Consider the following 22,102-nt stretch of genomic DNA (forward strand, 5'->3'; position numbering starts at 1 on the left):
TGGAGCCGCCACGGAGGAGGACGATGAAGGCGGCGCTTCAAAACTACCATGCCCGGATGCAACGGGTGCTGGATCACATCGACCGGCATCTGGACGACGACCTGGACCTGGACGTGCTGAGCAGCGTCGCAGCCTGGTCGAAATATCATTTCCACCGGCAGTTCACGGCGACCTTCGGGCTGTCCGTGCATCGCTATATCCAGCTTGCCCGCATGAAGCGCGCTTCATACCGGCTGGCCTACAGGGATGCCGAAAGCGTCACGGATATAGCGATGGATGCCGGTTACGACGCACCGGACGCCTTCGCACGCGCCTTTCGGCAACGGTTCGGACAATCGCCTTCGTCGTTCCGGAAGTCTCCCGACTGGGAGCCGTGGCTTGCGGCCTTCGGGCCTCTCGACAACGCGAGGAGCAAGCTCATGCAGAAGACTTTCACCACGGAAGACGTGACGATTCGCGATGTGCCCCCGACGCCAGTGGCGATCATGGAGCACCGGGGCGACCCGGCGACGCTCGGCGCCACCATCCAGCGCTTCATCGCGTGGCGCAAGGCCGCTGGCCTGCACCCCAGGACAAATCCGACCTTCAATGTCTGGCGTTCCGAGCGGCGTCCTGCATCGCCTGCCGACTATAGCGTGGACCTTTGTGTCGGGACCAACCAGCCGATCGAGGCGAACGGCGAGCAGATCAAGGCCGGCGAGATTCCCGGCGGACGCTGCGCGGTGCTGCGCGTCGTTGGCAACACCGACAATCTGGAGCCCGCCGCGCTTTACCTTTATCGCGACTGGCTTCCGGCCAGCGGCGAGGAAGCGCGCGACTTCCCGATCTATTGTCAGCGGCTGAGCTTCTTCCCGGAGGTGCCGGAGCATGAGACGGTCGCGGAACTGTTCTTGCCGCTGAAATAGCGCCCTCTGACGGTAGGGCTATCGCACATAGGGGATTTGATGAGGCGACATCCTTGCGGCCATCCCTCGAGACGCGCGCGATGCGCGCTCCTCAGGATGAGGTCTTGTTTCGCGGCTGAAATCCTGGACCCTCATGGTGAGGAGCGCCGCTCGCGGCGCGTCTCGAACCATGAAGGCCGGGCTCGCTCACACCTCTGACGGCGGCCTGTCCCTGCCGATCGCAGGAAACGGACAGGCCGCTATCCACCCAATCCCGATCTGTATGGGCTCACAGCCTCGCCGCAGGCGCCGTCACTTCGTCTTGCCGTCCTTGTCGAACTGCGAGAGGAAGGCCCAGAGGTTGTTCGCCTCGTTCTCGTTCTTGATGCCGGCGAACACCATCTTGGTGCCGGGAATCTTTGCCTTCGGATCCTTGATATATTCGAGGAAGGTTTCCTTGTTCCAGGTAATGCCGGAATTCTTGTTGGCGTCGGAATAGTTGTAGCCGTCAACTTTGCCGGAATGGCGGCCATCGAGTCCGTTGAGTTCCGGGCCGACCTTGTTCTTGGCGCCTTCGCCGATGGCGTGGCAGGCCAGGCATTTGTTGAACGAGGTCTTTCCGGCGGCGACGTCCTGCGCCATTGCGGTGGCGGACGAGGCAACGACGATCAGGGCGCCCAAAGTCAATATCTTCATGTGCTTCTCATTTTTCCCGGATGATGGCGTGGTGCTTGTGGCATGGCCGGCTTGCGGTGGACAAGCCACGAAACTTTGACAGGTTTCACCATTGCAGACTTGTCCCAGAGGGAACTGATCGCGTCCAGAGCATGATCCGGAAAAGTGGGCACCGGTTTTCCGAAAGATCATGCTCAAACAAAAGCATGATCCGGAAAAGTGGGCACCGGTTTTCCGAAAAGATCATGCTCAAACAAAAAGATAGAGCGTGATGACGATTTGCGTCATCACGCTCTGGCGTGGCAATCCAACCTTTGGATGATCTACCCAAGCCCCGGTAGACGTGCTTGATTTGCCAATACAAATCGCTAGTTCGTGGGCCCGGAGGATTTTCGCATGGCCATCATGATGCCGGCATCGGATCAGGCGGTGCTCGACCGCCGCGACGCCATCGTGGCGGCCTTGCGCGCGATCGTGCCGGGCGAGGGCGTGATCGACACGCCGGCCGAAATGCTGCCTTACGAGTCCGACGGGCTGATGGCCTACCGCCAGCCGCCAATGGTCGTGGTGCTGCCCGATACCACCGAGCAGGTGTCGAAGGTTCTGAAATATTGCAGCGAGCAGGGCATCAAGGTGGTGCCGCGCGGCTCCGGCACCTCGCTGTCGGGCGGCGCGCTGCCGCTGGCCGACGGCGTGCTGCTGGGGCTCGGCAAGTTCAAGCGCATCCGCGAGATCGATTTCGACAACCGCGTGGTGGTGACGGAGCCCGGCGTCACCAATCTTGCGATCAGCCAGGCCGTCGCGCATGCCGGCTTCTACTACGCGCCCGACCCGTCCTCGCAGATCGCCTGCTCGATCGGCGGCAATGTCGCGGAAAATTCCGGGGGCGTGCATTGCCTGAAATACGGCATGACCACCAACAACGTGCTCGGCTGCGAGATCGTGCTGATGAGCGGCGAGATCCTGCGGATCGGCGGCAAGTCGGCGGAAAATGCCGGCTACGACCTGATGGGCATCATCACCGGCTCCGAGGGCCTGCTCGGCGTCATCACCGAGATCACGGTGCGCATCCTCCAGAAGCCGGAGACGGCGCGGGCGCTGATGGTCGGCTTTGCCGAGGTCGAGGCGGCCGGGGAGTGCGTCGCGCGCATCATCGGCGCCGGCATCATTCCGGGCGGCATGGAGATGATGGACAAGCCCGCGATCCACGCGGCCGAGGCCTTTGTTCACGCCGGCTATCCGCTCGATGTCGAGGCGCTGCTGATCATCGAACTCGACGGACCGAGCATTGAAGTGGACGAACTGATCAAGCGCGTCGAGGCAATCGCACAGGGCTGCGGCTCGGTGACGTGCCAGATTTCCACCAGCGAGACCGAGCGCAACCTGTTCTGGGCCGGCCGCAAGGCGGCGTTTCCGGCGGTCGGGCGCATCTCTCCCGATTACCTCTGCATGGACGGCACCATCCCGCGCGGCGCGCTGCCGAAGGCGCTGACCCGCATCCGCGAGCTTTCCGAAAAATACGGTCTTGGCGTTGCCAACGTCTTCCATGCCGGCGACGGCAATTTGCATCCGCTGATCCTGTATGACGCCAACAAGCCCGGCGAGATGGACCGCGCCGAAGCCTTTGGCGCCGACATCCTGCGCTGCTGCGTCGAGCTCGGCGGCGTCTTGACCGGCGAACACGGTGTCGGCGTCGAGAAGCGGGACCTGATGCCGGAAATGTTCTCGGAGATCGACCTCAACCAGCAGCAGCGCCTGAAATGCGCCTTCGACGCGCAGGGCCTGCTCAATCCCGGAAAGGTGTTTCCGACCCTGCACCGCTGCGCCGAGCTCGGCCGCGTGCACGTGCACGGCGGCAAGCTGGCGTTTCCGGATATCCCGCGGTTCTGAGAGCTCGGCAGGATCTCCCGTCGGCCGTTCTCACCGTCCTTTGGACCATATCGGGGACCAGGAACTGCATGGGCGCTTTGAGGCCGGCCGCCAGGAGGTCAGATTTCGAGCTCCGAGGGCGCTATCAACCTACCCTGAGGTTTTCAGCGGACTCTTTGCCGCGGCTAGCTACGACTTCGTAGCTAACCTTCACGCCTTCTCTCAGGTCGCTCAAACCTGCTTTTTCAACAGCCGAGATATGGACGAACACGTCCTTGCCGCCAGTGTCGGGCTGAATGAATCCATAGCCCTTGGTCGCGTTGAACCACTTCACCGTACCTATCGCCACGTCATTCTCCTTGATTCCATAACACACGCAATGGTGGTACCGGAATTCCGGCGAAAATAGGCCCGGCAACATGACCCGCTGGCTTCAAAAAGAGGCCGCCCTGAAGAGAACGGCCTTGAGGTTGCGGGGGAGGAAAGTAAGGCCGCCGCCGGGGCTACAACGGCGGCCTTTCCGGATAAGCGCAGAGTGGTGTGAGCGGACGCTAGTTTGGGCTGACTTTCAACCTCTGGTTTTTTCATTGCTGGGTTGCAAATTACCCCTCACCCATCCGGCTGACCGTCGTCCTTCTTTGAGGCGGTATGAGCGAGCGAAGCCTGTTGGCGCAGGCGACGAAACCGCTGGCATCCGCAAATGTTCTCGGATTCAGACGTGTAAGGAATGTGTGCGTGCCGGTGTTCCACGTCGGCGCCAATGATCCAAATACGAGTATTGAGCCGAGAAATGTCCGAATGACGTTTCCAGGTTCAGCACGAAAATTGACAAAATTGTATCTTTAGGTTGTGTGGAGGTCGGAGCCACTTCGAGGGAACGATCAATCGGAGCTTTGCTTCGCTCGCTCCCATCGATCTCGACGGTAATTTAGCAAATTGCACGTCGCCTCGCCTCGCCACAATGCGAGATTGCCCGCTTGACCCACCGCCGTGACCCGATCGCTCCAACTGCTGGCTCCGTCCCGCAAGATGGCAATTTCGCTGCCGATGGAACGTACGTATCGCGTTTGCCGCAGAAGTATGGGGAGTTCATCAGGGATGACCATCCGGACTACCAATGGATCATTGCCTCGCTCAATACAGAGCGATGCCCTGACTGCTCATCACCCTGCCTTGTTGGAGGCCGACGACGGTCATTGACCAAGGAAATGTTCTGCGGTGGGTGCGGGGCGGGATTTGCAGTGGCTCCATATCATTTCGAATCGCCCCCGCATCAGTTCGATTCCGTCCGTCGCATCAGGCGAGTTTGAGCATTGCAACCGGCACTCATCGCCCAGCCAGCCGTTTGCCGCGGGGCGAGCCGCGGCACCGTCGACCTTGCTCAATAGGTCGTCTGGCCGACCGTTGAGAAACGCGATCTTTTTCCCGCATGCGCGGGACTAGATCAGCGCGTATTGCATGCGCTCGCGTTTGGCGAGCAGCGGCAACGCTTCGCCGGCGATATAGGTCTTGAAGTGCTCGCTCTCCTGATGCGCCTTGAAGGCGGCTTCATCCCGGAACAGCTCGTAGAACAGGAACTGCGCCGGGTTTTCCTTCGCCCGTGAGATCAGGAACATCTTTGCGCCGGGTTCGCGCTGCGCCTCGGGCAGGAAGCGCGACAGAATATCGGCGATGCGGTCGGCCTGTCCGTCCTTGGCTTCCCATTGCGCGACCACCAGCAATCCACCGCCGGCGACGGCTTCACTGATGGTTCGTTCGTTGATGGCATATCGACCCATGAGCTTTCTCCGCTGTTTCAGTCGTCGCCATGGACGCGACGACAAGTACAATTCGACAGATAGCGAATGGTTGTCGTTAATGCTTCGATATCGCTCGAAGTGTGATGCAGCGACGCGCATTGACCGCTCGCGCTCCGGGAGCGAGGCGTAAGTGCCGGGGCGGGGACTGTTTCCTACTGTGCATGGGGTTGTTTTCGAGATTTGTGTCCAGACCCGCCATGACCCCCCGCGGGCCTGCCACTTGTGCCCGTTAGCCACGCCTTTAGAAGGATGGCGTGGAGTTCGGATGGCTGCGACAAACGCACCACCGGTAGGAGCGTAAGACGGCGTGGAAACTCTCAGGGTACGCGATGCCAAGGACGTGGAGCAGGTGGTGCGCGCGGCTGTTGCCAGCGAGCAGCCGCTCGAAATCATCGGCCATGGCAGCAAGCGCGGAATCGGCCAGCGGATGGCGACCAATGCGGTGCTCGACCTGTCGGCGCTGAATGCGGTCACCTCTTACGAGCCGAACGAACTGATCATCACGGTGCAGGCGGGCGCGCCGCTCGCCGACGTCAAATCGCTGATCGATTCGAAGAACCAGCAGTTCGCCTTCGATCCGATGGATACCGCGCCGCTGCTCGGCACGCCTGATATCGGCACCGTCGGCGGCATGATCGGGGCCGGTCTTGCGGGGCCGCGCCGCATCAAGGCAGGGGGCGCCCGCGACCATCTGCTCGGCGCCCATGCCGTGAGCGGCTTCGGCGACAGCTTCAAGACCGGCGGCAAGGTGGTGAAGAACGTCACCGGCTACGACCTCTGCAAGCTCCTGGCCGGCTCCTGGGGCACGCTCGCGGTCATGACCGAGGTGACGCTGAAGGTGATGCCGCGGCCGGAGAGCGAGCGCACGCTGCTGCTGCGCGGGCTCGACGACATCACCGCCAACAAGGCGATGACGGCGGCGCTCGGCTCGCCCTTCGATGTGTCCGGCGCGGCGCACCTGCCCGGTTCGGCGTTCCGCACGGCCTCCAGTGCGCTGGCGGGATTGGGAGCAGGGCAGGCGGTCACCCTGCTGCGGCTCGAGGGTATCGGAGCGTCAGTGACGCATCGCGCGGCCTCGCTCACCGCGCTGATCGCACCATTCGGCGCTGCGGAACCGCTCGAGGACGACGCGTCGGCAGCGGTCTGGAACTCGATCCGCGACGTGCTGCCGTTCGCGGCAAGCGGCCCGCTCGGTGCCTGGCCGGTGTGGCGGATCGTCTGTCCGCCGGCCTCGGGCGGCGCGCTCGGCCAGGCGCTCGCGCGTGAAAGCGGCGGCGACGTGATCTATGATTGGGGCGGCGGCCTGATCTGGGCGGCGCTGCCGCCGAAGCCGGACGCGCAGGCCGCGTTGCTGCGTCAGCGCGTCGATGCCGCCGGCGGACATGCCACCCTGATTCGCGCGTCCGACGAGGTACGCCGCCACATTGACGTATTTCATCCACAGGCGGCTGGCGTTGCCGCACTGGGCGAGCGGGTCCGCGCCAGCTTCGATCCGAAGAACATTCTCAACCGCGGCCGGATGGCGCGGGGAACTGCGACATGAAAACCGAATTCTCACTGGCGCAACTCGCCGATCCCGACATCGCGGAAGCCGACAAGATCCTGCGGGCCTGCGTCCATTGCGGCTTCTGCACCGCGACCTGTCCGACCTATGTGCTGCTCGGCGACGAGCTCGACAGCCCGCGCGGGCGCATCTACCTGATCAAGGAGATGCTGGAGAAAGACCGGCCGCCGACGGCCGAAGTGGTCAAGCATATCGACCGCTGCCTGTCGTGCCTCGCCTGCATGACCACCTGTCCGTCCGGCGTGAACTACATGCATCTGGTCGATCAGGCGCGCGTGCGGATCGAGCGTGACTATTCGCGGCCGCTGACGGAACGGCTGCTGCGCGCGGTGCTCGCCTTCGTATTGCCGCGGCCCGGCTGGTTCCGCGCCAGCATGTGGCTTGCGCGGATAGGGCGGCCGCTGAGCTCCTTCCTGCCGACGCCGGCGGCTTCGCCAACGCCGGGTTTATTGAAGCGTATCAAGGCGATGCTGGCCCTCTCGCCAGGCCGCCTGCCGCCGCCCGGAGCCGCTCCCGGCAGCGTCTTTGCGGCTCTCGGCGGGCGCCGCGGAAGGGTCGCGCTACTGCAAGGCTGCGCCCAGCAGGTGCTGGCGCCGCGCATCAACAAGGCTGCGATCAACGTGCTGACGCGCCACGGCATCGAGGTGGTGCTGGTCAAGGACGAGCAATGCTGCGGCGCGCTGACCCATCATCTCGGCCATGATGGCGATGCGCTGGCGCGGGCGCGGGCCAACATCGATGTCTGGCGGAAGGAGGCCGAGAGTGGCGGCCTCGATGCCATCCTGGTGACGACGTCGGGCTGCGGCACCGTCATCAAGGACTATGGCTACCTGCTGCGCGAAGACCAGGAATACGCAGCCCCGGCCGCTCGGATCTCGGCGCTTGCCAAGGACATCACCGAGTATCTCAGCGGCATCGAGCTGCGGCCAAGCGGCCAGCACGGCGACATCAAGGTCGCCTATCACTCCGCTTGTTCGCTCCAGCACGGGCAGAAAATCACACAGGCTCCGAAAGAATTGCTTTCCAAGAATGGATTCGTGGTGAAAGATGTACCCGAGAGCCATTTGTGTTGCGGTTCGGCGGGGACCTACAACATCCTCCAGCCCGACATTGCGAACAGATTGCGCGATCGCAAGGTCGCCAATATCGCGAAGGTCGAGCCGGATATGATCGCTGCTGGCAATATTGGTTGCATGGTGCAGATTGCCGGTGGCACGTCAGTTCCTGTGGTGCATACGATTGAGCTTCTCGATTGGGCGACAGGAGGCCCTCGGCCGGGACTGAACTGATCATCGGCGCCACGCGGCGTTCGGTAGTTCTTCGATCGGCGGCAACAGGAGGATGAATACGATGGCGAAGAAGTCGAAGAAGGCCAAGAAGGCTAAGAAAGCCAAGAAGGCCGTAGCGGCGAAAAAGAAGAAGTCGGCAAAGAAGTCCGCCAAGAAGGTTGCGAAGAAGTCGGCGAAGAAGGCCGCAAAGAAATCCGCCAAGAAAGCGAAGAAGGCTGCGCCAAAGAAAGCAGCGAAGAAGGCGGCCAGGAAGAGCGCTCCGAAAAAGGCCGCGGCACCCAAGCCCGCGCCGGCACCTGCTCCGGAGCCTGAAGCTGAATCGGCTCCTGCGCCGAGCTGGGCCACGCCCACACCCGCCCCGTCATGGGGATCGTCATCGTCGGATGGTGGCGACCACAACTGACGCTGACCAATCAGCGGGACGCTCGTTTCGCAAAGGCCGTAGCGGAGACGCTGCGGCCTTTCGCGTTCGAGCCCCCGCGGCATCGGGCCGTCGATCCGACTTCTACCAGCACTTCGATTCGGTCTTGCCGCACGCGGGGCTGTTGATTTCTGGTCGCGATTCACCGCAACCCGCGCGCGAAACCCCGAAAAATTGTGGTGAGAATGCAACACCATCCAACTACCTGCGACAGAAAGGCGAAAACGCCTAAAAAGGCGGCAAGTGCTTGTTTTTTTCACTTCACTGTGTGGTGAGCAGGTTTCAGATTGATCCGCGAGATTTGGTTGCAGTCGGTCTTCACCGGTCTAGGGGCAATGAGGCCCGGCTGTTCTTGCAATAGATGGGGATCGTCATGAAGAAACTGGTTTTGGCCGCCGCGGTGCTGGCAATGACTGCGGGGTCCGCCATGTCGGCGGATATGTACGTGAAGGCCAAGGCGCCGCCGCCGGCGCCGTTCGATCCCTGGGATCTGGCCTTCGGCGCCGCCGTCATGAACGACTACGTCTTCCGCGGCATCACCCAGTCCAACCACAAGCCATCGGTCGCGGTCTATTTCGAGCCGCGCTACAACGTCACCAAGGACCTCCAGCTCTATGCCGGTATCGCCGGCGAGAGCATCTCGTTCCCGAACCGCGCGGCGGCCGAAATCGACTTCTACGCCGGTATCCGCCCGACCTTCGGCATCTTCGCGTTCGACTTCGGTGCCTGGGGCTACCTCTATCCCGGCGGACAGTGCTTCAACGCCGCTGCCTTCCCCGGCTCCGGCATCCCGGGCTCGGACGCCCAGTGCGTCCTGAACGGCAACCTGCCGCTCAACGGCAACGTCGCCAAGAAGAACGCCAGCTTCTTCGAAGTCTACGGCAAGGTGAACATCGCCGTGACCGACCAGTTCACGATCGGTGTGAACGAATACTACTCGCCGAACTTCCTCAACCTCGGCGCCTGGGGCAACTACGCCTCGATCACCGGCAAGTGGACCGCGCCCTCGACCACCTTCGGCTCCAGCGGCGTCGGCATGTACGTTTCCGGCGAATTCGGTCGGCAGTGGCTCGGCACTTCGGACGCCTTCTACGGCGTCGTCAGCCCGCTCGCCAACTATGCGGCCGGCATTCCCGAGCCGAGCTACAACACCTGGAACATCGGCATCGGCTTCACCTACAAGGTGTTCACGCTGGACATCCGCTATTCCGACACCGACCTGTCGAAGGCTTCGTGCAACGCCTTCACCAGCGACCACACCACCACCAACTTCAACCCGGCCTTCGTCACCGCGATCAATCCGGGCGGTTTCGGCTCCAACTGGTGCGGCGCCACCGGCATCGTCAAGCTGTCGGCTGACCTGACCGCGGCAAGCAACCTGAAGTAAGACAATCCTGATTGGACGGAGCGGGGGGCGGCAGAGCAATCTGCCGCCTCTTTGCGTTAGCGGCAGCGCTGAATGACGGATCGGACAGAGACGAAGGACCCGCCTTCCAATATCGGACGGATCGCCCTGGCTGGCGCTGTGGCGGGGCTGGGAGCCGCCATCGCCATCGGCGGCATGGAATGGTTCTCGATCAGCGAGCAATTTCCGCTTGCGCTCATTCCCTTCGCAACTTCCATTGTGCTGGTGATGGGCTCGCCGCACGCCGAGCCGGCGCAGCCTCGCGCCTTGGTTGGCGGCCACGTGGTGTCGGCCCTGGTTGGGCTGGCTGTGCTCAAGGTGACCGGGCCCGGCGAGGTCGCGGCGGCCGCGGGCGTCGGTCTGGCCGTGCTGGCGATGTACCTGACCGGCACGTTTCATCCACCGGCCGGCATCAATCCGCTGTTGGTGATCTCCCACAACCTGCCCTGGACGTTCCTGTTCGCGCCGGTGCTTTGCGGCGCGTTGCTACTGACCGCGTTCGCCCTGGTTTGGCACCGGTGGATCCGGCGCGAGCCATGGCCGCACCGCTGGCTATAGACCTGCGCTCAAGCCTTGACGCTTGCAACGGCTTCGCTGAGGACGAACCGGTCGCCATCGCGCACCAGGGTCAGCTTGCGGTCGTGGAACGCGTCGAGCGTGGAGCGATGGCCGATCGAGACGATGGTGGTTCGCGGCAGCTTTTGCAGCAGCAGCCGGTAGAGCGCGTCCTCCGACGGTTCGTCGAGCGATGCGGTGGCTTCGTCCAGGAACAGGTAATTCGGCGCATGCAGCAGCGCCCGCGCCAGCCCGAGGCGCTGCTGCTCGCCGAGCGATAGCATCCTGTTCCAGTGCGCCTCTTCGTCCAGCCGGTCGGCGAGTTGCGGCAGGCCGATGGCTACCAGCGCATCGCGGACCTGATCCCTGCTGAAACTATCTGCCTCGCCCGGATAGACGATCGCGGCATGCAGCGACCCGATCGGAAAGTATGGCCGCTGCGGCAGCATCATCACGACAGCGTTCGGTGGAATGGCGATCGTGCCGTCGCCGAACGGCCAGATGCCGGCGATGGCGCGAAACAGGGTCGACTTGCCGGCGCCGGAGGGGCCCGTCACCAGCGTGCGCTCGCCGGCCTTCAGCTTGAAGCCGTCGGCCGCGACCAGCGGCGCGCCATTCGGCAACCGCACCAGCAACTGCCGCAGGCCGATCTCGTCCTCGTTCTTCGAAGCCACCGATTTGATCGAGGCGCTACCTGCCGCCAGATGTTGCGCGCTCTGGATCGACATCTCGAATCCGTCGAGACGCGAGAGCACGGCGCGCCAGTCCGCCAGCGACCGGTAGATATTCACGAACACCGACAGGGCCCTTTGCACGCTGCCAAAGGCGGAGGCGGTCTGTGCGACGCCGCCGAGCTGGATCTTTCCCGCGAAGTAGGCCGGCGCGACCAGGATGTAGGGAAAGATCACCGCGGCCTGCCCGTAGCTTGCGGTGAAGGCGGTCAGGCGCTTGGTGCGGCTCATGATGCCGTACCAGTTGTCGACGACGAAATTGAAGCGGTCCCACAGCCGGCTGCGTTCGGCCTGCTCGCCCTTCATCAGCGCGACCTGCTCGGAATTTTCCCGCACGCGCACCAGGTTGAAGCGGAAATCCGCCTCATAGCGCTGCTGCTGGAAATTGAGCAGCACGAGCGGCGAACCTATCCATTGCGTGAGTGCCGTGCCGAAGATGGCGTAGATCAGCGCGCCCCACACGAGATAGCCGGGGATATCGAAGCTGGCGCCAAACACATGCAGCGGCGCCGCCGCCGAGAGGCCCCAGAGGATCACGATGAAGGACAGCAGCGTCACGAACGAGTTGAGCAGGTTGAGCCCGATGTCCATCGTCTTCTCGACGAACAGCTTGACGTCGTCGCTGATGCGCTGGTCGGGGTTGTCGGCGGCATCGCCCTGCAACTGCATGCGGTAGTGATTGGCGCTCTGATCGAGCCATTCGCCGAGATAGTGGCCCGTCAGCCAGCGCCGCCAGCGGATCTGGAGCCACTGGTTGAGATAGACCTGATAGACGGCGAGCGCGATGTAGCAGGCCGCGAGCAGCGAGAAAATGCCGATCTCGCGCACGAACACGTCCCAGTTCCGGTCCTGTAGCGCGTTGTAGAAGCGCGCGTTCCACTGGTTGATCAGGACGTCGATCGCGACCAGCAGGAGCTCGATCGTAACCACCGCGGCCAGAAGCCCCCGGCCGGCCCATTTGTCCTGCGAGCGAAAGTAGGGGGACGCGATCCGCCATACGATCGCGAGCGTCGCGAGGATGTTGTTCACAGGTCAGCGTCTCCGGGAAAGGGGCTCAAGGCCCTGAGAAAACGAGCGAAAATTGGAAGTTAAGACCAAGGTCGTAGCTGTACGGGGCCAGCGACGACTTGTCGCAGGGCAGGAGTTGATCCTAGCATGGGCGAACGGTCGAGGGCGGGGGACGTTCACTCTTTCGCGCGGATGTGAGCGGGGAAACGGCGCTGCCGGAATCCTGGCCGATCCGCAGCCTGCAAGGACACCTGCAATCGCCGGGCACGCCGGGCTGCACGCCGTTCGGCGCAACAACCAGCTCGGGAGAAAGCACAAATGTGGGATCAACATTACAATCCGCTCAACAACGCCGCGCTATCGACCATCGCGGCCGCTATCCCGGTGGTCACGCTGCTGGTGCTGATCGCGAGCGGCAGGGTCAAGGCCCACATCGCGGCGATCATCGCCGTCATCGTGACCAACCTGATCACGATCTTCGTCTTCACGATGCCGGCCAACATGTCGATCCGCGCATCGATCCTCGGCGTCGTTACCGGCTTTTTCCCGATCGGCTGGATCGTGCTCAACGTCATCTTCCTCTACCAGATCACGGTCGCGACCGGAAAATTCGAATTGCTCAAGCGTGCGGTCGGCGGCGTTACCGAGGACCGGCGGTTGCAACTGCTGCTGATCGCGTTCTCCTTTGGCGCGTTCTTCGAAGGCGCTTCCGGCTTCGGCACGCCGGTTGCCATCACCGGCGCCGTGCTGATCGGACTCGGGTTCTCGCCGCTCGCGGCCTCCGGCCTGTCGCTGATCGCCAACACCGCGCCGGTGGCCTATGGCGCGCTCGGCACGCCGATCCTGGGCCTCGCTTCGGTGACGGGCCTCGACCCCTACGTTCTGGGTGCGATGGTGGGCCGGCAATTGCCGGTGTTCTCGCTGATCGTGCCGTTCTGGGTGGTGTGGGCGTTCGCGGGCTGGCGGGGCATGAAGGACGTTTGGCCGGCCATCCTGGTCACCGGCATTTCCTTCGCGGTCCCGCAATTCGTGATCTCGAACTTCATCAATCCCTGGATCGTCGATATCGGCGCTTCGCTGATCTCGATGGGCGCCCTGATCCTGTTCCTGAGGGTGTGGCAGCCAAAGGAGCTGTGGACCTCGCCGGCGCTGCGCGGCACGGATGAATCGGCCTCGACGATGACGGCCGCCAAACCGCTCGACAAGACGCCGCTCACGCAGGGCGAATTGTGGAGCGCATTGCTGCCGTGGATCATCGTCTGCATCCTGATGCTGATCTGGGGCAATGGTGTATTCAAGACTTGGGCGAATGCCAATTTCGTCTGGAACTATGCGGTGCCCGAGCTGCACAACATGATCAACAAGGTGCCGCCGGTCGCCGCCAGGCCGACGCCGGAAGGCGCCGTCTTCGCGTTTACCTGGCTGTCCTTCACCGGCACCGGCATGCTGATCGCCGCGATCATCTCCGGCCTGTTGATGGGACTCTCGCCGGTCAGGCTGATCACCGAGTATGGCCGCACCATCAGATTGTGCGCGATCTCGCTGATCACGATCTCGGCGATGCTGGCAATCGGCACGCTGACCCGGCTCTCCGGCGTCGACGCGACGCTGGGGCTGGCCTTTGCCGCGACCGGGGTGCTCTATCCCTTCTTCGGCACGCTGCTTGGTTGGCTGGGCGTGGCGCTGACCGGATCGGACACCGCCTCCAACGTGCTGTTCGGCAATTTGCAGCGGATCACTTCCGAACAGCTCGGTCTGTCGCCGGTGCTGATGGCCGCCGCCAATTCCTCCGGCGGCGTCATGGGCAAGATGATCGACGCGCAATCGATCGTGGTCGCCTCCACCGCGACCAACTGGTACGGCCATGAAGGCTCGATCCTGCGCTACGTGTTCCTGCACTCGATCGTGCTGGCGTGCCTTGTCGGCCTGTTCGTGACGCTGCAGGCATACGTCTATCCGTTCACTCTTATGGTCCTGAAATAGCAACAGGCGAAAGCACCTGAACAAAATCCCCGCGGCTCACCGTCGCGGGGATTTTCTTTCCGGCTTGAGTTTTATTGGCGGCCAGTCTGGCCATTGTCACATTCGTTCCATACAAGGGCGCGCGGCCAGAGCATGATCCGGAAAAGTGGACACCGGTTTTCCGAAAAGATCGTGCTCAAACAAAAAGATGGAGCCGCGGATTATCGCGAGGTCGCATGGTTTTCGTCATACGCCGTTTGAAGCTCGTTGCCGCCATTTCATTGATGTGCGCGGTGGTTCTCGACATTGCTCCGGTGCGGGCGCAGGAATTTCCGTTCGGCCTCGAAATGACGCTCGACGTCTCCCGCATGCCGGGTTCGAAGCGTATCCCCTCGCTCGAGATCGGCGACAATGGCGAGGTCGTGCTCGAGCTTTGGTGCAAGGGCGGGAAGGGCCAGTTCTCGGTTGCCGGCAACACCATCGTGTTCGTGCCGGGAGCGATGGAAAACCGGAGCTGTCCACCGGATCGCGCGCAGGCGGACGACGATCTGATCGCGGCGCTGAGCGATGCCGGGACGTGGAGACGGCAGGGCGATTATGTCACGCTGATCGGCACGAAGCCGCTGCGTTTCCGGATCAATACGAATTGATGGCGGGTGGCTCAGGCTGATCTCGCCCCGCAGAGGGCGGGGAGAGGGAATGACAGGGCGGCCGCGTCTACTTCCACACCGACTTGTCGGCATCCCAGCGCTGGCCCTTCAACTCCTTGGTCAGCGCCTCGATTGAACCATTATCGTTCTCCGGTTCGCCTTCTTCGTCGCTAACGGAATCCTCGGTGACGTTGAGCTTTGGCCCGGATCCCTCATCCGCCGTCGTGGTGACGGGGCTGCTGACCCACAGCATCAGCCGATCCGACGTGCCAGGCTTGTCGGAGGACACCAAAGCCGTGACCTCGACGGTCTCGGTCAGCGCAAGTGCCGGCAGAACCGGGCTCGGCCGCTTGAAGGTCAGCTTCAGCTTGCCGGTATTGGCGTTCCAGGCCGACGACGCGGGCTTTGCCGCCAGCGTCCTGCTCAGCACGCCGGCAATCGCCGCGGCGAGTTTTTCGCGGTTGACCTTGCCGCCGTCGCGCCACTCGGCCGCGGAGAAGCGGATCGCCCGATCCATCTCGACCGCTCCGGCGGTCCAGCCGGCCTCGACCACACCGGGCGTCGATTTGGCCTTGGCAATCAGCTCGGCCGCGCGATCGGGATCGATGGTGAGATTGATGGTCGTCACGCCGCTGCGCAGTTCGTCGCAAGTGACCGAGAGGCTGCTCAGCGAAACTTCCAGATCCTGGCCCTTGAGGCTCTTGACGAAATCGAGCGCCGCTTCGAGCTTCACTTTCACGCCGATCGCTTCCGGCGACACGTCGGTGAAATCTTTCGGGGTTGCCGTGATGCCGTCCTCGGTGGTCTGGCTTTCCTGATATTCCTTCTCGCTGAGATCGGTGTTGTCGGTCGACACCACCTCGGTCACGGTCTGGCCGACACTGATCTGGCCGCGGAATTCAAAACTGTCGCCGGTCGGCTTGCGCGTCAGCTTGACCGTGACAGGCAATTTGTCGCTGACGCTCTGAGCAGTGCCGGTCAGGGTCTGGCCGTTGACGGTGAGGTTGGCGACGAAACGGTCCTTGCGGTCCGAGTTCTTGTCGGCGGTATAGCAGACGTCGAGCGTTGCCGCGGTCACCGTCTTGCCCTGCCGGGTTTCTTTCAGCACCACGTCGGCGTTGCCGTCCATCAGGCCGTCGATCGCGGTGAAATATCTGACTTCGCTGCCGCCAGGCGCCGCCTTGGACGGCTGCTTCGTCTGGGCGAACGCGGCACCTACCGCGACAGCCGTCAATCCAATCAGGCAGAGCAGGAGCGGGCGCATATCAAATCCCTTCGGAACCGCGTTTGCCACGTAACTAGCAAACCTCTGTGTCATTAGCCAAAAAGAAAGGCCGCCCGGAGGCGGCCTTTCGATCTCGACGACGGCGAGGGCCTCAGAAACCCATGCCGCCCATTCCGCCCATGCCGCCGCCCGGCATCGCGGGCGCCGCCGGCTCTTTCGGTACCTCGGCGACCATGGCTTCGGTGGTCACCAGAAGGCCGGCGACCGAGGAGGCGTCCTGAAGCGCGGTGCGGACCACCTTGGCCGGATCGATGATGCCCTTCTCGACCATGTCGACATATTCCTCGGTCTGGGCGTCGAATCCGAAGGTCTCGGACTTGTTCTCCATGATCTTGCCGACCACGAGCGAGCCTTCGACGCCGGCATTTTCCGAGATTTGCCGCACCGGGGCTTCCAGCGCCTTCAGCACGATATTGATGCCGGCCTGGACGTCGGCATTGTCGTTGGAGAGACGGCCGACCGCCTTCTTGGCGCGCAGCAGCGCCACGCCGCCGCCCGGCACGATGCCTTCCTGCACCGCGGCGCGGGTCGCATTGAGCGCGTCCTCGACGCGGTCCTTCTTCTCCTTGACCTCGACCTCGGTTGCGCCGCCGACGCGGATCACCGCAACGCCGCCGGCGAGCTTGGCAAGACGCTCCTGTAGCTTCTCGCGGTCGTAGTCCGAGGTGGTCTCCTCGATCTGCGCCTTGATCTGGCCGACACGGGCCTCGATGTCCTTTTTCTTGCCCGCGCCCTTGACGATCGTGGTGTTCTCCTTGTCGATCACGACCTTGCCGGCGCGGCCGAGCATGTTCACGGTGACGCTTTCCAGCTTCATGCCGAGCTCGTCGGAGATGAGCTGCCCGCCGGTGAGGATCGCAATGTCCTCCAGCATCGCCTTGCGGCGATCGCCGAAGCCCGGCGCCTTGACGGCGGCGACCTTCAGGCCGCCGCGCAGGCGGTTGACCACCAGCGTCGCCAGCGCCTCGCCCTCGACGTCCTCGGCGATGATGAGGAGCGGGCGGCCCGACTGCACCACGGCTTCCAGCACCGGCAGCATCGCCTGTAGGCCCGACAGCTTCTTCTCGTGCAGGAGGACATAGACGTCCTCGAGCTCGGCGGTCATCTTCTCGGCATTGGTGATGAAGTAGGGCGACAGATAGCCCCGATCGAACTTCATGCCTTCGACGATGTCGACCTCGGTCTCGAGCGACTTGTTCTCCTCGACGGTGATGACGCCTTCATTGCCGACCTTCTGCATCGCCTGCGCGATCATCTTGCCGATGGCGGCGTCGCCGTTGGCCGAGATGGTGCCGACCTGGGCCACTTCCGACGAGGAAGCCACCGGCTTGGCGCGCTTCTCGATATCCTTGACCACGGCGCTGACGGCGATGTCGATGCCGCGCTTCAGGTCCATCGGGTTCATGCCGGCCGCGACCGACTTGCCGCCTTCGCGCACGATTGCCTGTGCCAGCACGGTTGCGGTGGTGGTGCCGTCACCGGCGGTGTCGTTGGTCTTGGAGGCGACCTCGCGCAGCATCTGCGCTCCCATGTTCTCGAACTTGTCGTCGAGTTCGATCTCCTTGGCGACGGTGACGCCGTCCTTGGTGATGCGGGGGGCGCCAAAGCTCTTTTCGATGACGACGTTGCGGCCCTTGGGGCCGAGCGTCACCTTGACTGCGTTGGCGAGAACATCGACGCCGCGCAGCATGCGTTCGCGCGCCTCGCCGGAAAATTTGACGTCTTTCGCTGCCATTTGAATTGCTCCTGGAATGAACCTCATCCTGAGGAGCGGGCATCGCCCGCGTCTCGAAGGATGATTTGTGGAAAAGAACGGCCCTTCGAGACGGCAGCTTCGCTGCCTCCTCAGGGTGAGGGAGACGACGTGCGCTTAAGCCAGCACGCCCATGATGTCGGACTCCTTCATGATCAGGAGTTCCTCGCCGTCGAGCTTGACTTCGGTTCCCGACCATTTGCCGAACAGCACGCGGTCGCCGATCTTGAGGTCGATCGGGATCAGTTTACCGGCCTCATCGCGGCCGCCCGGACCGACGGCGACGATCTCGCCCTGCGAAGGCTTTTCCTTGGCGGTGTCCGGAATGATGATGCCGCCCTTGGTCTTCTCCTCGGCGTCGATACGCTTGACCACGACGCGGTCATGCAGGGGGCGGAATTTGGATTTGGCCATGACGTTTCCTCTTGGAGGCTTCGGTTTTCAGGTCGGGTTCATCGAAACTGGTGTGGAATGGGGCGGTTCGATGCCGTTTGGGGGGCAGAACGGTCGGCTGCACCTTTAGCAATCGTGGTATTTGAGTGCTAACTGTCGGCGGGAAATATGGCCTTGCGGCAATCCTGTCAAGCAACAGGGTTAAGGCCTTGGTGAGGCCAATATAGGATGGTGGTACCGAAACCAAACCGGGTCCGTGGCGTAACACCATTGCTCCGGTTGACGTTTTGCGGTTGGCTGTATGACGGGTGCGGCCTGGAGTTAGTTCGGGGGATACCATGATAATCGGGTCACATAACGCGCGTCCGGTTGCGAGCCTTGCAATCGTATCCGCGCTGGCGGCCTTCCTGGGTGGCTGCGAGACCACCGGTTTCAGTTTTGGTGGCGGGTCGACTTCCGCTCCCGTGACCAACGAGCCCGGCGTCGCGCCGGAAATGCCGGCGACCATCCGCTCCGACGAGATCGTCGGCCGCTGGGGCCTTGCCTCCTATCAGAATCCGAACGACCGCGCCCGCACCGAGGCCATGGCGCGCGCGCAGTGCAAGCAGCCCTACGTGATATCGGCAGGCTCTTCAGGCGGCGTCGTCATGCATCTGGCCGACCAGGCCACGCCGCAGGAGTTGCGTCTGAAGGGCAGCCCGAGCGGCAAGAACTATATCGGTCCCGCGGGGCCGACCCCGGGCGAGCAGGATCGCGAGATCGTATCCTTTGACGGCCGTGTGCTGGTCACCCGCTTCATCGACAAGGATGCCGCGGTCCGCTACGGCAACATGGTCTACGTCCGCTGCGCGCCGCGCGCGTGATTGTCTACCCGTCATTGCGAGGAGCCCGCGACAAAATTGCGAAGCAATTTTGCGCTGGAGCGACGAAGCAATCCATAGCGCGCGCGCCGATGGATGGATTGCTTCGCTTCGCTCGCAATGACGGCTTAGAACGAAAAAACGCCGGCCATTTGGGCCGGCGTTGTTGTTTGATCTGCAAGTCCGCGATCAGTTGAACATCGCGTCGATGTCGTCCTGCGACGCATGGCCGACATCGCCGTCGAGTTTCGGTCCGTTGAGCAGCTTGGCGTCGCCCTCGCGGGTGTCGACGATCGGAACCGCATGCGCCTTGATGGCGTCGACGCCGCCCCAGATTTCCATCATCTCGTAGATGTGCTGCTCGATGAACTTCATCGTGGTCATTACTTTGCTGATGCGCTGGCCGGTGAGATCCTGGAAGTTGCAGGCTTCGAAGATCGAGATCACGCGCTCCTGGATTTCCTCGCTGAGCAAACGCTGCTGGTCCGGCGAGACGTTCTTGGACAGCGCGGTCGCAGCCTGGTCGATCGCTTCGGTGGCCTCGAGGATCTGCTGGGTGGCCTGTTCGGTGCCGCCGACCACGGCGCCAAGCTCGCCATTGACCTTGGCCATTTCCTGGCCGTCAAAGCTCTTGCCGTGCAGCACCGCGATCTCGCGCTTGGTGCGGCTGATCGCATCGTGGATCAGGTCGAGCTCTACCTTCAGCTTTTCGCACTGCTCGATCTGCGCACGGTAGGTTTCCAGCAGCGCCTGCGTTTCGGCAACCTCGCGGTTGGCGGCCGCCTCGACCGTCTCCGGCGCGTGGCTGCGCGCGGGCGCGGCCATCATGGCGCGGATAGCACGGAGCTCCGCCATGATCTCGCGATGCATCGGCCCGGTATCGACCTCGGCGACGACGGGCATTGGCATCGGCATTTCGCCGACGATGGCTTCTTCAACACGAAAACGCTTGCGGCTTACCGACATGGATTTACTTCCCACCCCTTCACTGCGCACTTTCTATACAGAGGCGATTTAACGTGAGGTTCACGCGGGGAACACACCTGCGCGCAAGCGCAATGCACTTCGCACACCAACGATTAACCATGCGGCTGCGGCCTTCATCGAAAATAAACGCTACCGGACAAAAGCCCCGCCGGCTGACGACGTGGTGAATCGAAACGCCGATTCCGTTTACCAAACGAAACAGGTTTTGAATTGTAGTGAATCGCGTGTGAAGGGCGCGCATCCCACGCGTCCGATGACGAACAGTACAGAGTACGTCAATGTCCAGAAAATTTGCTCTCGCGCTCCTTGCGAGCGCCTCGATCCTTTGCGCCACCATCCATTCCGCCGCAGCGCAGTCCGGTCAGCCGGTGCGCGTCGCCTCCAACATGGGTGGCGGCTTCATCGAATTCCTGTTCGGCGAGCCGGTACAGGGCGGACGCTATCAGCAGCAGCCGATGTATCAGCAGCAGCCGGATTATTACGGCCGCTCGATGCTGCCGCCGATGGATCCGCAGCAAGGTGGGATGTACCGCCAGGAAGAGGCGGCCGAGCCCGTGCAGCGGGCGATGGATCCGAAATACAACAAGCAGCTCGTCGACTATCACGGCAACGAAGGCGCGGGCACGATCGTGATCGATACGCCGAACAAGTTTCTCTACCTCGTGCAGGGCGACGGCAAGGCGCTGCGCTACGGCGTCGGCGTCGGCCGTCCCGGCTTTACCTGGTCGGGCACCAAGACCATCACGGCCAAGAAGGAATGGCCGGACTGGACGCCGCCGCCGGAAATGCTGGCGCGCCGTCCCGACCTGCCGCGTCACATGGTGGGCGGCCCGGACAACCCGCTCGGTGCACGCGCGATGTATCTCGGCTCGACGCTGTATCGCATCCACGGCTCGAACGAGCCCTGGACCATCGGCACCAACGTCTCCTCCGGCTGTATCCGCATGCGCAATGAGGACGTGATGGATCTCTACGGCCGCGTCGGCGTCGGCACCAAAGTGGTCGTGATGTAAATTCCTTCGAACTCGAAAATGAAACGGCCGCCCGATCGGGCGGCCGTTTGCTTTTGCATTCAGGCGGATGCTTTACGCGTAATCGCTGCCGCCGTCGCCGTCGTCATCGAAGCCGTCGGAATCGTGATCCATGTCGTCGTCGTCATCATAGCCGTCGTTATAGCTATCGTTCGAGGCCTGCTGATCGACCATGCCCTGGCGCGAGCCGGAGTCATCGCGGCCGCGCGAGCCGATGTCATTGATTCCGGCTTCGCGCGACAGGTCACTGTCGGACTGGTTGGGCCTGCGATCTTCTATGCCACCGCCAAGCCCTGCCGAATCGCCAAAGCTCTGCTGGTGGCCGCCGCCCATCATGGAGCGGATGCTGCCGAGCAGCAGCGATCCGCCGACCACGCCGGCCGCGGCCGCTGCCGCCGTTCCGAGGAACGAACCGCCACCGCCGCCACCCGGCATCGGGGGCGGTTGCTGCCCGCCATAGGGCTGGCCGTACCCGCCGGGCTGCTGACCATAGCCGCCGCCGTACTGGCCGGGACCCTGTCCCGCCCCTTGGCCTATTACCTGGCCGCTGTTCCAGACCGGGCGGTCGCCGCCGGCCATGTCGGGCGCGCGAACGTTCGGCACCGAGCCACGCTGGCCTTGTCCCTGGCCAAATATGCTTTCGCGCATCGAATCGAGGAACCCGCCGGGCTGGCGCTGTTCCTGCGCGACGCCTTCCAGTTCCTGAATACGCTCATGGGCGCGCTTCAGCGCTTCGTCCTGCACGAGGACGGTTTGCACCAGGGCGTAGGTCGCGTTGGGCGCCTTGCGCAAGCCATCGGCAATCACGGCCTGGGCATCGGGATCACGCGGTGAATTCTCCAGCTTGGAAAGCCGGTCGAACAGATCGTCAATCAGTTGGCGTTCTTGCGGTGTCATGGCGTTCTCCTGAAGCATGCGCGAAGCGCGGGAGAGATGTGGGGCCGCCAATTGGTGGCGAGTAGTGGGGGCCTCAGATTAAAT

Annotated in this window: 20 protein-coding genes; 10 read left to right on the forward strand and 10 right to left on the reverse strand. The window is 63.0% G+C overall.

What is annotated here, in order from left to right:
• Positions 1–23: 23 nt before the first annotated feature.
• Complete coding sequence (locus tag JQ628_RS29750; protein ID WP_212228752.1) at positions 24–905, forward strand: AraC family transcriptional regulator; 882 nt, start codon at positions 24–26, stop codon at positions 903–905.
• 291 nt (positions 906–1,196) lie between these two features.
• On the opposite strand, the gene cycA is transcribed toward JQ628_RS29750, so the two are convergent.
• The gene (cycA, locus tag JQ628_RS29755; RefSeq protein ID WP_212228754.1) at positions 1,197–1,580 is read right to left on the reverse strand and encodes a cytochrome c-550 CycA; all 384 of its coding nucleotides are present in this window, start codon (positions 1,578–1,580) and stop codon (positions 1,197–1,199) included.
• Between the two features lie 375 nt (positions 1,581–1,955).
• On the opposite strand from cycA, the gene JQ628_RS29760 reads away from it, so the two are divergent.
• The gene (locus JQ628_RS29760) at positions 1,956–3,449 is read left to right on the forward strand and encodes an FAD-linked oxidase C-terminal domain-containing protein (protein WP_212228756.1); all 1,494 of its coding nucleotides are present in this window, start codon (positions 1,956–1,958) and stop codon (positions 3,447–3,449) included.
• 124 nt (positions 3,450–3,573) lie between these two features.
• Here JQ628_RS29760 and JQ628_RS29765 read toward each other — a convergent pair whose 3' ends face one another.
• Positions 3,574–3,777 (reverse strand): cold-shock protein, encoded by a 204-nt coding sequence (locus JQ628_RS29765; protein ID WP_212228758.1) that lies wholly within the window; start codon positions 3,775–3,777, stop codon positions 3,574–3,576.
• A gap of 1,090 nt (positions 3,778–4,867) precedes the next feature.
• The gene (locus JQ628_RS29770; RefSeq protein WP_212228760.1) at positions 4,868–5,206 is read right to left on the reverse strand and encodes a putative quinol monooxygenase; all 339 of its coding nucleotides are present in this window, start codon (positions 5,204–5,206) and stop codon (positions 4,868–4,870) included.
• 328 nt (positions 5,207–5,534) lie between these two features.
• Between JQ628_RS29770 and JQ628_RS29775 the strand changes: the two genes are divergently transcribed.
• Both JQ628_RS29775 and glcF read left to right on the forward strand, forming a co-directional pair.
• The gene (locus JQ628_RS29775; RefSeq protein WP_212228762.1) at positions 5,535–6,770 is read left to right on the forward strand and encodes an FAD-binding protein; all 1,236 of its coding nucleotides are present in this window, start codon (positions 5,535–5,537) and stop codon (positions 6,768–6,770) included.
• Positions 6,767–8,080: a glycolate oxidase subunit GlcF gene (gene glcF / locus JQ628_RS29780; protein WP_212228764.1), complete on the forward strand. Its 1,314-nt coding sequence runs from the start codon at positions 6,767–6,769 to the stop codon at positions 8,078–8,080. The genes JQ628_RS29775 and glcF overlap by 4 nt, the downstream gene beginning before the upstream one ends.
• On the opposite strand, the gene JQ628_RS29785 is transcribed toward glcF, so the two are convergent.
• Positions 8,081–8,698 (reverse strand): hypothetical protein, encoded by a 618-nt coding sequence (locus JQ628_RS29785; protein WP_212228766.1) that lies wholly within the window; start codon positions 8,696–8,698, stop codon positions 8,081–8,083.
• A gap of 176 nt (positions 8,699–8,874) precedes the next feature.
• On the opposite strand from JQ628_RS29785, the gene JQ628_RS29790 reads away from it, so the two are divergent.
• Both JQ628_RS29790 and JQ628_RS29795 read left to right on the forward strand, forming a co-directional pair.
• Positions 8,875–9,888, forward strand: coding sequence for a TorF family putative porin (locus JQ628_RS29790; RefSeq protein WP_212228768.1), 1,014 nt, complete (start codon positions 8,875–8,877; stop codon positions 9,886–9,888).
• A gap of 72 nt (positions 9,889–9,960) precedes the next feature.
• On the forward strand, positions 9,961–10,464 hold the full coding sequence (locus JQ628_RS29795) for an HPP family protein (RefSeq protein WP_212228769.1): 504 nt from the start codon (positions 9,961–9,963) through the stop codon (positions 10,462–10,464).
• Positions 10,465–10,472: 8 nt separating this feature from the next.
• Here the strand turns inward: JQ628_RS29795 and JQ628_RS29800 are convergent, their stop codons facing one another.
• Positions 10,473–12,221, reverse strand: a complete 1,749-nt coding sequence (locus JQ628_RS29800) for an ABC transporter ATP-binding protein/permease (protein WP_212228771.1) — start codon at positions 12,219–12,221, stop codon at positions 10,473–10,475.
• A 297-nt stretch (positions 12,222–12,518) separates the two neighbouring features.
• Between JQ628_RS29800 and JQ628_RS29805 the strand changes: the two genes are divergently transcribed.
• Positions 12,519–14,183, forward strand: a complete 1,665-nt coding sequence (locus JQ628_RS29805; RefSeq protein WP_212228773.1) for an L-lactate permease — start codon at positions 12,519–12,521, stop codon at positions 14,181–14,183.
• 263 nt (positions 14,184–14,446) lie between these two features.
• Positions 14,447–14,812 (forward strand): META domain-containing protein, encoded by a 366-nt coding sequence (locus JQ628_RS29810; RefSeq protein WP_249128604.1) that lies wholly within the window; start codon positions 14,447–14,449, stop codon positions 14,810–14,812.
• Positions 14,813–14,879: 67 nt separating this feature from the next.
• On the opposite strand, the gene JQ628_RS29815 is transcribed toward JQ628_RS29810, so the two are convergent.
• The 3 genes from JQ628_RS29815 to JQ628_RS29825 all read right to left on the reverse strand — a co-directional run bounded on the left by JQ628_RS29815 (position 14,880) and on the right by JQ628_RS29825 (position 18,264).
• Entirely contained in the window at positions 14,880–16,076 is a 1,197-nt protein-coding gene (locus tag JQ628_RS29815) for a hypothetical protein (protein ID WP_212228777.1), read from the reverse strand.
• 112 nt (positions 16,077–16,188) lie between these two features.
• Positions 16,189–17,832: a chaperonin GroEL gene (gene groL / locus JQ628_RS29820; RefSeq protein ID WP_212228785.1), complete on the reverse strand. Its 1,644-nt coding sequence runs from the start codon at positions 17,830–17,832 to the stop codon at positions 16,189–16,191.
• A gap of 135 nt (positions 17,833–17,967) precedes the next feature.
• Positions 17,968–18,264, reverse strand: coding sequence for a co-chaperone GroES (locus JQ628_RS29825; RefSeq protein ID WP_212228787.1), 297 nt, complete (start codon positions 18,262–18,264; stop codon positions 17,968–17,970).
• Between the two features lie 320 nt (positions 18,265–18,584).
• Here JQ628_RS29825 and JQ628_RS29830 point away from each other — a divergent pair, with 320 nt between their 5' ends.
• Positions 18,585–19,106: a hypothetical protein gene (locus JQ628_RS29830; protein WP_212228835.1), complete on the forward strand. Its 522-nt coding sequence runs from the start codon at positions 18,585–18,587 to the stop codon at positions 19,104–19,106.
• A gap of 186 nt (positions 19,107–19,292) precedes the next feature.
• Here JQ628_RS29830 and JQ628_RS29835 read toward each other — a convergent pair whose 3' ends face one another.
• Positions 19,293–20,069, reverse strand: a complete 777-nt coding sequence (locus JQ628_RS29835; protein ID WP_212228789.1) for a protein phosphatase CheZ — start codon at positions 20,067–20,069, stop codon at positions 19,293–19,295.
• A gap of 299 nt (positions 20,070–20,368) precedes the next feature.
• Here JQ628_RS29835 and JQ628_RS29840 point away from each other — a divergent pair, with 299 nt between their 5' ends.
• Positions 20,369–21,103: a L,D-transpeptidase gene (locus tag JQ628_RS29840; RefSeq protein ID WP_212228791.1), complete on the forward strand. Its 735-nt coding sequence runs from the start codon at positions 20,369–20,371 to the stop codon at positions 21,101–21,103.
• Between the two features lie 72 nt (positions 21,104–21,175).
• Here JQ628_RS29840 and JQ628_RS29845 read toward each other — a convergent pair whose 3' ends face one another.
• On the reverse strand, positions 21,176–22,018 hold the full coding sequence (locus tag JQ628_RS29845) for a DUF2076 domain-containing protein (RefSeq protein WP_212228793.1): 843 nt from the start codon (positions 22,016–22,018) through the stop codon (positions 21,176–21,178).
• Positions 22,019–22,102 lie beyond the last annotated feature (84 nt).

The organism is Bradyrhizobium lablabi, from assembly GCF_018129385.1.
Classification (GTDB): Bacteria; Pseudomonadota; Alphaproteobacteria; order Rhizobiales; family Xanthobacteraceae; genus Bradyrhizobium; species Bradyrhizobium lablabi_C.